The sequence below is a fragment of the Bradyrhizobium sp. BR 1433 genome, assembly GCF_051547665.1.
Taxonomy (GTDB): Bacteria; Pseudomonadota; Alphaproteobacteria; order Rhizobiales; family Xanthobacteraceae; genus Bradyrhizobium; species Bradyrhizobium australafricanum.
Genome location: NZ_JBPUGG010000001.1, coordinates 8310334 through 8320090, shown reverse-complemented (window position 1 = coordinate 8320090; position 9757 = coordinate 8310334). Strand labels below are relative to the sequence as shown.

Here is a 9757-nt window from a genome sequence, read left to right as displayed (position 1 = left end):
CAGCAGTCGATGCGGGTGATCTTCAGGCGTGTGCCGTTGTCTTGATTTGGGGCTGTTTCGGCGCGGCGGCCGCGCAAGCCCCTGCACAACCTGTCCCGCAGGAGACCACGGTGGAGCGCCAGGTTCGGCGCCCTGGCCAACCGGGACACCCAGATTGGCCTCTATCTCAACGTGTTACCTGATTGCACGTCGGGGCCGCTGCCGACCATCCGCTTGGTCACTGCGCCGGCTGCCGGAAAGGTTGTGGTGAAGTCGGCGAAGGCGAAGGCCACCAATTACAAGGCCTGCCTGGCGCTCGAGGTGCCGGCCTATGTCGCCTTCTACAAGGCGCCGCCGGAATTTCTCGGCGACGACGCCCTGACCATAGAGGTCAAATATCAGGGCGGTCGAACCGAAATTCAGAAGATCACCGTCAAGGTGAGTGCACCAGGCGGGCAGCAAAAGATCTGATGGTGTTGCGGGCGATCTGAGGCCCGCGCGCCCGACTAATCGCCTTACAGCGGCTCGCCCTCGGCTTCGTCCTGCTGCAATGACACCTCGCTCGGTGCGGAGGCCGGCTGGCTGAGCGAAGCTCTATCCTCGTGGCAATCGCTGATTCGGCGGGCAACCACCCGGTCGGTCCGCGGCGCCTGACCAACATTGGTCTTGTTGACCTCGGTATAGGCCTCGTCGCTGAGAACCGTGATGACGGTGCTGACCGGCCCGAGATAGTCGCACCGGTTGGAGAAGACGTATTTGTTGTTGATCTTCTCCGGCCGCGACGAGTGACAATTTCCAACGGACGGAGATGAGAAGGTCGCCTTCATCGCCTGGGTCGGATCGACACAGCGCGTCATTTCGCGCTCGAGCAGCGTTTGCCGGACGTTCGAGGACGTGGCGATTTCCAGCGTCCGCACGAAGCGCCACATTCCCTTTCGGAAGGTCGGTCCGCTGAATCCTTCCTCCGCCAGAGCGCTCGGGGAGGTGAGCACGAACACGGAAAGCGCGGTCACGACGCCAAGCGCGGATGCGAAGATCTTCGACGGGGCGAAGCCCTCACGCGATGTCATTTATTGAATCCCTAACCGGCCGATTGACGCGGATCGCGTGACTTCGCTTGAAGCACGTCCAACCTCACATCATTCAGGAGCATTTCGGTGTTAAGACCCCGTAAATGCTTGGCCTTTGCTCGAAGCTCTCCCGAGCTCTTGCGCCAAACACGGTGAATGCCCGGTTGCTTGCTTCAGGCCGGGGCAGCTTCGGCGCGAAAGGAAGCGCAGCGTCTGCGTCGTCGGGGACGAATGGACGCCTCGTCCGCCGCCACTGCCGTTTGATTGCCAGCTAGTGCTGCAAAGCCGCCGCAGCGGACTTGTCAGTCTTGGCCTCGGACTTGGCCTCAATCTTGGCTGCGCTACCGTCGTCGCAGTCGCCGATCCTTGTCGCGACGACCGTGTCGGTCCGGGGATGCTCTCCGGTGCCGATCTCGTTCAGTTCGGTATAGGCCTCGTCGCTGCGCACGGTGATGACGGTGCTGACCGTCCCCATGTAATCGCAGCGGTGTCCGAAGGTGTATTGATTGCCGACCTTTTCGGGCTTGTCCGAGACGCAGCTTCCGATCGATCCCGAGGCAAAGGTCGCCTTCATGGCGTGGGTCGGGTCGACGCAGCGCGTCGTCTCCGCGTTGACCACCCGATACTTGAAGTTCTTGTTGGCGGTCCTGACCACATCGAGCGTTCGCACGAAGCGCCACAGACCTTTGCGGAAGCTCGGGCCAGAAAAGGCTTGATCGCCCTGAGCCGGCTGCGCCGCCGCTGCCCGGCCGTTCGCCGGTTGAGGAGCCTGAGTTTGCGCATGAGCTGCCAGCGTAGGCAATGAGACAATCATCAGGGTCAGTAGCGAACGTGCAATGCCACCACGGAAGTCCATTCCCACCCCCGATGTCCGTCCGAATGCGTTCGTGATGCGATCCGGTCAGCGCATTGAAGCAATCTCCGGAACACGACTGAATACATCACACCACTTGCAGGGCGAATTGTGGCCAGTAAAGGCGCATTAACGCTACTGGGCAGCTTGCAGCCGAATTCAGACTTACTGCAGCAAACTTGCAACACCTGACACGCCATTCGCGATGGCGCCGGCCGATCTCCCCCGCACCGCATTGGGCAGAGAGGTTTGACCTCAGAGGTTTTTTTTGCTCATTTAGCGCGAGATATTTTCTTCAATTACTTAGCCTATCGCTGGACGAGGGGGCACTGATGCGTATTCGGTTTGGCTACACGGTCGCAGGGATTTTGGCGTTGGGTGCAACGTTGTTCGGCAACTCCGGGCCGGCGGCGGCAGCGGACCTTGGCCTGGTCACAAAAGCACCGGTCGGCACCTGCACCGAGATCGTCTTCACCTGCGAGAACGGCCATCAATATCCGCTGTGCCCGCGCGCTGTGTCGGTCGAGGGCGAAGTGGTCACGGCCTCCCTGCTCACCGGCCGTGGCGGCATCCATGTGCGGCACGTTCCGATGGGTGTCGGCTATCGCTATGCGGGCCGCGGCGTCTGGCTGGACGGCTTCCGGGAAAACGCGCTGCTCAACTTCGGCAAGCGCCACCAGGTGGCGTGCACCATCGCGCATTCATGAGTGCGCGCTCTGCGTCGCTGCAATGGGCGTGACGCAGAGCACCTCAAGCAGCCGAACGCTCCTCACCCCTTGGTGCGGAGCACGACGCGCGACGAGCGCGAGAACATATACGCCTTCGGATTGACGTAGACCGGGCAGTAGTCCTGCCACTGGTACAGCTGCCAATTCCATTTCCAGCACCCCGATACGATCTGGGGCTCTTGCACGTAGTCCAGCCGGTACGGCGGATCGCCAAACGGATAGTAGTCGCCGCATCGCGCCGCCGTCGAAGACAGAACGACGATTGAAGCGGCCGCGGCAATGATCACGGAAAATGACTTGTTCATAACGCCCCTCGATCGAATGACGTGACCGCGCGAGAGTGCCAATCCGCTGGTCGTTATCAAGGTGGCGGCCGCCCCCCCCCCGAGACGCCAACCGGCCGTCTACACTGCGCGATCTGCGTCGGCGCGCGGCCGCCGCCATCGGCGACCAGCACCGCGCCGGTCACGAAGGACGCCTCGTCGGAGGCCAGGAACAGGCAGCACGCGGCGATCTCGGCGGGCTCGGCCATCCGTCCCAGGGCAATGCGTCGTTCGACGCCGCGAATCTCGGCATTGACAGTGGTGCCGTTCTGGTCGGCGAGCAGCTGCATTTCATGGGCGCTCATCGGCGTGCGCACCCAGCCCGGCGCCACCGCATTGGCGCGGATGCCGTCGGCGCCGTGCGCGTAGGCCAGCGAGCGCGTATAGGCGACGACGGCCGCCTTGCTGGCGGCGTAGCTTGCGCTGTCCGGGCTGGCATTGAACGCGGCAACCGAGGCGACGTTCACGATCGCGCCGCCGCGCTGCCGGAGCAGCGGCAGGGACGCGCGACAGACACGCATCGTCCCCGTGAGGTTGACGTCAAGCGTTTTGGCCCAGACCTCGTCGGAGACGCTGGCGGGCTGATCCGGCACGATCAGGCCGGCGGCGTTGACCACGATGTCGAGCCACGCGCCGCAGGCGGTGACAGCCTTTGCGATGTCGTCCGGCCGGGTGACGTCGCCATGGATCGCCTGCCCGCCGCACGCCACAGCTCCGGCCTGCAGCTCGGCGTCGCCGAGGCCGAACAGCACGACGCGCGCGCCGCTCAACGCCAGCAGCGCCGCCGTCGCCCGGCCGATCCCCGTGGCTGCGCCGGTCACCAGCGCCGTCTTTCCGTCGAGCCGCGGCATCAGGGCATGATCCGGGAAAGTGGAAACCGGTTTTCCGAGAAGATCATGCTCATCTAGGCTCCCCACTGCCGTTCGACGGCAAATCCGGTCTCCGGCAGCGTCGAGCCGCCGTCGACGACGATGGTCTGCCCGGTGACGTATTTGGCCTCTGTGGAGGCGAGATAGAGCATCGCGCAGGCGATGTCGTCGGCGCTGCCCATGTGCCCCATCGGGATAAAGCGCTCGAGCTTCGCCTTGTTCTCCGGCGCGCTCATGGTGCCGCGGCCCGGCTTTTCGATGAAGCCGGCCTCGACGCCGTTGACCGTGATGCCGTCGCGCGCGAGCTCAAAGGCGGCGCCGCGGATGAATGCGTTGACGCCGGCTTTCGCAGCCGAGTAATGCGCGCCACCGCCCATCGCGACGCGCGCGGAGACCGAGGACGTCACGAGGATGCGCCCGAACCTGACGGCACGCATGTGCGGAATTGCGGCCTGCGCGAGCCAGATGCTGGCGTTGAGGTTCAGCGCCAGCGTATCCTCGAGCTTCGCTTCATCGAGCTCCTCAAGCGAGGCCCACGGACAACCGCCCGCATTGTGCACGACGACATCGAGCCGGCCGTATTTGGCGACGACACCGTCAACGATTGCACGCAAGCTGCCGCGATCGAGCCTGTCGAACGGAACGCAATGCGCCGCCCGTCCATCGGCCACGAGTTCGCGCGCCAACGCCTCGGCCACATCAAGAGTCCGGTTGGCGATCACCACGGTCGCGCCGGCCTCCGCGAGCCGTCTCACGATGGCCGCGCCGATCCCCCGGCCTCCGCCGGTGACGATGGCGACCCGGCCGTCAAGATCGAACGGAGCCGCCTGCATCAGATCGCCCCCGCGCCGCGCAGCAAGTTCGATGAACTGCGCCAACGCCGCCGTGCGCTCGTCGACGTCGCGCGCCGACGTCGCCGGACACATCAGCAGCATGGTGTGGAACGGGGTCACCAGAATGCCCTCGTTGATGTAGAACGCATGCAGCAGGATCTCGAGATCGGGTTGCCGGCCCGCAATGACGTCGGCGCCGCTGCGTGGCGGCTGCGGCATGAACATGATCTCGGCACGGGCGCCGATCTGCGTCACGTGCCAGGGCAGACCGGCCGCCGCGATCAGCCGGCGCGCTTCCTGCGCGAGCCAGGTCGCGGTTCCAATCATCCGCTCGTAATTCGCAGAGGTCAGCACCTTCTCCAGCACCGCGCGCATGGTCGCGACCGTCAGCGCGTTGCCGGCAAGCGTGCCACCGAATCCAAGATGCGCCGACTGCCGCTCGCGCGGATTGACGTGGGGAACGAGTTTCCAGAGCCGCTCGGCGATCTCCTGGCTGAGACCAAACACCCCGGCGGGGATGCCGCCCGCGATCGCCTTGCCCGCGACGAAAATGTCGGGCTCGAGCCCATGGCTCTCCGTATAGCCGCCCGGTCCGCAGGACAGTGTGTGGGTCTCGTCGATGATGAGGACGGTGCCGGCGCGGCGGGTCAGGTCGCGCAAGGCACCGTGAAAACCGGGATCGACCGGGATCATGCCGAAATTCGTCATCAGCGGCTCAGTCAGCACGCAGGCGACGTCGCCATGCGCAAGCGCCGCCTCGAGGCCCGCCACATCGTTGAACTCGACGACCCTGCTCACCGCATCATGATCGATGCCGTTGGGATGGATCATGTTGCGCAGGCCGACCCGGCCGTCGCGGATCTCGACATGCGCCTCCTCGACGCCGCCATGATAGCAGCCGGAGAACACCAGCACCTTGCGCCGGCCGGTGATCATGCGCGAGATGCGGATCGCGGCACGGTTGGCGTCGGTCGCCGACGTCGTCAGCGTCCAGTATTTCGGGCCGAAGCGCCGCGACAGCTCGGCGCCGACCCAGATACTGTCTTCCGTCGGCAGCATCATGGTTGCGCCACGCTTGAGCTGAGCGAGCGCCGCCTCGGTCACCGCCTCGGGCGCGTGGCCGCACATGCCGCCGGTGTCGCCAAGGCAGAAATCGATGTAGTCGCGTCCGTCGATGTCCCTGATATGCGCGCCCTGCGCCTGCTCGGCATAAACCGGGAAGCCGCCGGCCCAGCGTCGCATCCAGTGCGACGGGCCGCCGTAAAGGTAGTGCCGCCTTCCCTCCTGCCAGGCCGCCGCCGATCGCGGGTGCAGCGCGCGAAAGCGCTCCTGCTCGGCATCGAGCAGTTGGTTCAGAACGCCGGCGCGTTCGGCAGTTGCAGCTGTCATAGCGCGATCCAGGCGGTCTTGAGGTCGGTATAGGCATCGAGCGCGTGCAGCGACTTGTCGCGTCCGAAGCCGGATTGCTTGAAGCCGCCGAGCGGCACCGTGATGTCGGCGCCGCCATAGGCGTTGACATGCACGACGCCGGCCTTGATGGCGCGCACCATGCGATGCGCCGTCGACAGACTTGCGGTCCACACCGCCGACGCAAGTCCATAGGGGGTCGCATTGGCGAGCGCTGTGGCATCTTCCTCGCCCTCGAACCGCGTCACTGCCAGCACCGGGCCGAACACTTCCTCGCGCCAGACCTGCATCGACGGCGTCACGTCGGTGAGGATCGCGGGCGCCATGAAGTTGCCGCCGCTCTCGACGCGGATCTGCTCGCCGCCGATCAGTCGCTTCGCGCCCTCCGCTTCCGCATCGGCAACGGCACCCAGGTTCTTGCGCAACTGCGGTTTGCTCGCGATGGCGCCGATATCCGAGGTCAGTTCGAGGGGATCGCCGACCCTTAGTTTTGTGGTGGCGTCGAGCAGCTCGGCCATGAAGCGATCATAGATCGAGGACTGCACCAGCAGCCGCGAACCGGCGACGCAGACCTGGCCGGAGTTTCGGAAGATGCCGTTCGCGGAGACCTTGGCCGCATGCTTGATGTCGGGCGCGTCGGCGAACACGACGTTGGGCGACTTGCCGCCAAGCTCGAGATGGACGCGCTTCAGGTTCGATCGCGCCGAGCATTCCAGGAGACGCCGGCCCACCGCGCCCGAGCCGGTGAAGGCGAGCACATCGACATCCATGTGCAGCGCAAGCGCCTCGCCGGCGGATGCGCCGCGGCCGGTGACGACGTTGAGCACGCCGTCGGGCAATCCCGCCTCGGTCGCGAGCTCGGCAAGCCGCAACAGCGTCAGCGACGCCAGCTCCGGCGGCTTGACCACGACCGAATTTCCGGCGGCGAGCGCCGGGCCGATCTTCCATGCTCCGATCATCAGCGGGAAATTCCAGGGCACGATCACGCCGACGACACCAAGCGGCTCGCGATGCACGAGCCCGAGCACATCGCCTGGGGTCGGCGCGATCTCGCCATAGATCTTGTCGATCGCCTCGGCGTAGTAACGGATGGTACCGGCGGCCGAGAGCGGCTCGGCCTTGTAGGCCATGCTGATCTCGGTGCCGTTGTCGCGCACGCCGAGCACCGCAATCTCAAGCGCGTGCCGCTCGACGAGATCGGCGAACCGCAGCAACACCTTCTTGCGCTGCGCCGGCGCCGCGCGCGACCAGCTGCCCTGCTCGAAGGCCTGCCGCGCGTGTCTTACCGCGGCGTCGACGTCGGCCGCATCGCCGTCAATGATGCTGGTCAATACCTGGCCGTCGATCGGCGACACCACATCAAGCCGTGCCTCGCTGATCGCCGGCGCCGGCCGGCCGCTGATGAAGAGCTGCTGGGCCGGAATGACGGCCGCGCGTAGTCGATCGATCTGGGCTTGCTGCATGCGAGATAATTGTGACGATGACAAAAGCGGCTTCCAAGCGAGACCGCTGGCACGGCGCAATCCTCGCCAAATCAAGGCTTTGGCAGCAATCAACCGATAGGTGGATGTCACGGCAAGGCGCGTCCCCATAGCGTGATCGCACGATGGCCGAGCGCTCCACCTGCGTTATGCAAACCGGTTGTCACCATCCCTTACGCCTGCCGGCGAGCCGAAGGTCATGCCTGAGATGACGCAGCCCCGCATTCTCCTGATCGGAACGGGAGACACCAAGGCCGACGAACTGCTGTTCATGAGCGAGTGCATCGCGCGCGCCGGTGGCCGAACCATCATGATGGACATCAGCGTGCTCGGGGATCCGCCGTACCAGGCGGCACATGACAAGCACGCGGTGGCGGCCGCCGCACAGACCACGATCGAGGCGATCGCATCGAGCGGCGACGAGAATTCCGCGATGTCGCTAATGGCGGTTGGCGCCGCCAATCTGGCGCGCGCGCTCGCGGAGCGCGATGCCATCGACGGGGTGATCGCGATCGGCGGCACGATGGGCACCGACCTTGCGCTCGACGTCGCGCAGGCGCTGCCGCTCGGCCTGCCGAAGCTGATCGTCTCGACCGTCGCCTTCTCGCATCTGATCCCGCCCGAGCGCGTCGCCGCCGATCTGATGATGATCCTGTGGGCCGGCGGCCTCTACGGCCTCAACGGCACCTGCACCGCCGTGCTGTCGCAGGCCTGCGGCGCGATCGTCGGCGCCGCCAGAAGCGCAATCAGGCCGCGCAAGGACCGGCCGGTCGTTGCGATCACCTCGCTCGGCAAGAGCTGCCTGCGCTATATGGTCGAGCTCAAGCCGCAGCTCGAACGGCGCGGCTACGAGGTCGTCGTCTTCCACACCACCGGCATGGGCGGCCGCGCGATGGAATCGATCGCCGCGCAAGGCGGCTTTGCCGCGGTGCTGGACCTCAGCCTGCAGGAGGTTGCCAACCAGCTCACCGGCTCGGTGGTCAATTCCGGCGCTGACAGGCTGGAGAATGCAGGCAGAGCCGGCATTCCACAGATCGTCGCGCCCGGGGCGATCGACATGGTCGATTTCCCGGCATGGCTTGGGGTTCCGAACGAGCTGTCGGATCGTCCGTTCCACGCGCATAACCGGCTGCTTGCGTCGGCAACGTCGGGATCCACCGATCGCCAACGGATCGCCCGCGCGATCGCTGAAAAACTGTCCCAGGCCAACGCTCCCGTTGCCTTCGTGCTGCCCACCGGCGGCATCCAGCAATGGGATCGCGAAGGCGAAGCGTTGCACGATCCTGACGCCCTCGCCGCCTTCGTCGGCGCCATGCGATCGGCGATCAAGGCGCCGGTCGAGCTGCACGAGATCAGGGATCACATCAACAGCGCCGCATTCAACGAAACGGTGCTCGGCATCTTCGACCGCTGGGTCGCTGCCGGCATTGTCCCGCCCGGCCGCGCGACGGCTGCCGCATGAGGAGGCCGCTTGCCCAGGCGCTGGTGCTCGACTTCGGCGGGGTGATCTCGAAGACATTGTTCGAGACCCATGACCTGACCGAGCGTACGCTCGGGCTCGCCCCGTGCACACTGAAATGGCTCGGACCGTTCTCGCCCGACAGCGATCCGCTCTGGACTTCCATGCAGCGTGGCGAAATCTCTGAGCGCGACTACTGGCTGACCCGCAGCCGCGAGGTCGGGCGCCTGGTCGGCGAGGACTGGCGCGACATGGAGACCTTCGTGAAACGCGCGCGCGGCGCCGATCCCGACACCGTGATCCGCCCCGAGGCAGCGCGCGCGATCACCCTCGCCGCCGATGCCGGGTTCCGGCTCGCCATCCTCTCTAACGAGCTCGACCTGTTCTACGGCACCGATTTCCGCAGCCGTCTTTCCATCCTCAAGCGCTTCGACACCATCGTCGATGCCACGCATACCGGGATCCTGAAGCCCGACCCCCGCGCCTATCAAAGCGTGCTGGACGAACTGGCGCTGGAGGCAGACAATTGCGTCTTCGTCGACGACCAGCGCCGCAACATCGCAGGTGCCGCCGCGTGCAACATGCGCACGGTGCTGTTCGATGTGCGCAATCCTGCCGCGTCCTACAGCGAGGCGCTGCGGCATTTCGGGCTGCAATTCGACTAAAGCGCTTTCGAGCGAAGCGGGTACCGGTTCGAAAACGTGTCATAACCAGAATCTGGAGCTCCGTTCCGATTCCATCGAAACGGAACCGGC

10 protein-coding genes are annotated in these 9757 nt (G+C 65.4%); 4 read left to right on the top strand and 6 right to left on the bottom strand.

Translation table 11 applies throughout. The features are described 5' to 3' along the window. The first annotated feature begins 246 nt into the window (after positions 1–246). Entirely contained in the window at positions 247–450 is a 204-nt protein-coding gene (locus ACSKB9_RS39885; protein ID WP_028331381.1) for a hypothetical protein, read from the top strand. Positions 451–494: 44 nt separating this feature from the next. On the opposite strand, the gene ACSKB9_RS39880 is transcribed toward ACSKB9_RS39885, so the two are convergent. After that, positions 495–1049 (bottom strand): DUF3617 domain-containing protein, encoded by a 555-nt coding sequence (locus tag ACSKB9_RS39880; RefSeq protein WP_438079746.1) that lies wholly within the window; start codon positions 1047–1049, stop codon positions 495–497. Positions 1050–1320: 271 nt separating this feature from the next. After that, positions 1321–1905, bottom strand: a complete 585-nt coding sequence (locus ACSKB9_RS39875; protein ID WP_438079745.1) for a DUF3617 family protein — start codon at positions 1903–1905, stop codon at positions 1321–1323. A gap of 329 nt (positions 1906–2234) precedes the next feature. Between ACSKB9_RS39875 and ACSKB9_RS39870 the strand changes: the two genes are divergently transcribed. After that, complete coding sequence (locus ACSKB9_RS39870; protein WP_016845748.1) at positions 2235–2609, top strand: hypothetical protein; 375 nt, start codon at positions 2235–2237, stop codon at positions 2607–2609. Between the two features lie 62 nt (positions 2610–2671). Here the strand turns inward: ACSKB9_RS39870 and ACSKB9_RS39865 are convergent, their stop codons facing one another. Genes ACSKB9_RS39865 through ACSKB9_RS39850 form a run of 4 tightly spaced genes read right to left on the bottom strand, consistent with a single transcriptional unit; the run spans position 2672 to position 7525 of the window. Then, complete coding sequence (locus tag ACSKB9_RS39865; RefSeq protein ID WP_076826182.1) at positions 2672–2935, bottom strand: hypothetical protein; 264 nt, start codon at positions 2933–2935, stop codon at positions 2672–2674. A gap of 56 nt (positions 2936–2991) precedes the next feature. After that, positions 2992–3804 (bottom strand): SDR family NAD(P)-dependent oxidoreductase, encoded by an 813-nt coding sequence (locus ACSKB9_RS39860; RefSeq protein ID WP_438079744.1) that lies wholly within the window; start codon positions 3802–3804, stop codon positions 2992–2994. A 53-nt stretch (positions 3805–3857) separates the two neighbouring features. Then, the gene (locus ACSKB9_RS39855; RefSeq protein WP_438079743.1) at positions 3858–6044 is read right to left on the bottom strand and encodes a transaminase; all 2187 of its coding nucleotides are present in this window, start codon (positions 6042–6044) and stop codon (positions 3858–3860) included. Continuing rightward, positions 6041–7525: an aldehyde dehydrogenase gene (locus ACSKB9_RS39850; protein ID WP_438079742.1), complete on the bottom strand. Its 1485-nt coding sequence runs from the start codon at positions 7523–7525 to the stop codon at positions 6041–6043. Before ACSKB9_RS39850 ends, ACSKB9_RS39855 begins: the two co-directional genes overlap by 4 nt. Before the next feature lie 217 nt (positions 7526–7742). On the opposite strand from ACSKB9_RS39850, the gene ACSKB9_RS39845 reads away from it, so the two are divergent. Beyond that, on the top strand, positions 7743–9005 hold the full coding sequence (locus ACSKB9_RS39845; protein WP_438079741.1) for a Tm-1-like ATP-binding domain-containing protein: 1263 nt from the start codon (positions 7743–7745) through the stop codon (positions 9003–9005). Next, positions 9002–9667 (top strand): HAD family hydrolase, encoded by a 666-nt coding sequence (locus tag ACSKB9_RS39840; protein WP_438079740.1) that lies wholly within the window; start codon positions 9002–9004, stop codon positions 9665–9667. The genes ACSKB9_RS39845 and ACSKB9_RS39840 overlap by 4 nt, the downstream gene beginning before the upstream one ends. The last annotated feature ends 90 nt before the right edge of the window (positions 9668–9757 follow it).

Bases quoted from the DNA above. Each gene is read 5' to 3' on its own strand.
- ACSKB9_RS39860 (WP_438079744.1), bottom strand. From the start codon at position 3,804: ATGCCGCGGCTCGACGGAAAGACGGCGCTGGTGACCGGCGCAGCCACG.
- ACSKB9_RS39870 (WP_016845748.1), top strand. From the start codon at position 2,235: ATGCGTATTCGGTTTGGCTACACGGTCGCAGGGATTTTGGCGTTGGGT.
- ACSKB9_RS39875 (WP_438079745.1), bottom strand. From the start codon at position 1,905: ATGGACTTCCGTGGTGGCATTGCACGTTCGCTACTGACCCTGATGATT.
- ACSKB9_RS39845 (WP_438079741.1), top strand. From the start codon at position 7,743: ATGCCTGAGATGACGCAGCCCCGCATTCTCCTGATCGGAACGGGAGAC.
- ACSKB9_RS39850 (WP_438079742.1), bottom strand. From the start codon at position 7,525: ATGCAGCAAGCCCAGATCGATCGACTACGCGCGGCCGTCATTCCGGCC.
- ACSKB9_RS39865 (WP_076826182.1), bottom strand. From the start codon at position 2,935: ATGAACAAGTCATTTTCCGTGATCATTGCCGCGGCCGCTTCAATCGTC.
- ACSKB9_RS39855 (WP_438079743.1), bottom strand. From the start codon at position 6,044: ATGACAGCTGCAACTGCCGAACGCGCCGGCGTTCTGAACCAACTGCTC.
- ACSKB9_RS39840 (WP_438079740.1), top strand. From the start codon at position 9,002: ATGAGGAGGCCGCTTGCCCAGGCGCTGGTGCTCGACTTCGGCGGGGTG.
- ACSKB9_RS39880 (WP_438079746.1), bottom strand. From the start codon at position 1,049: ATGACATCGCGTGAGGGCTTCGCCCCGTCGAAGATCTTCGCATCCGCG.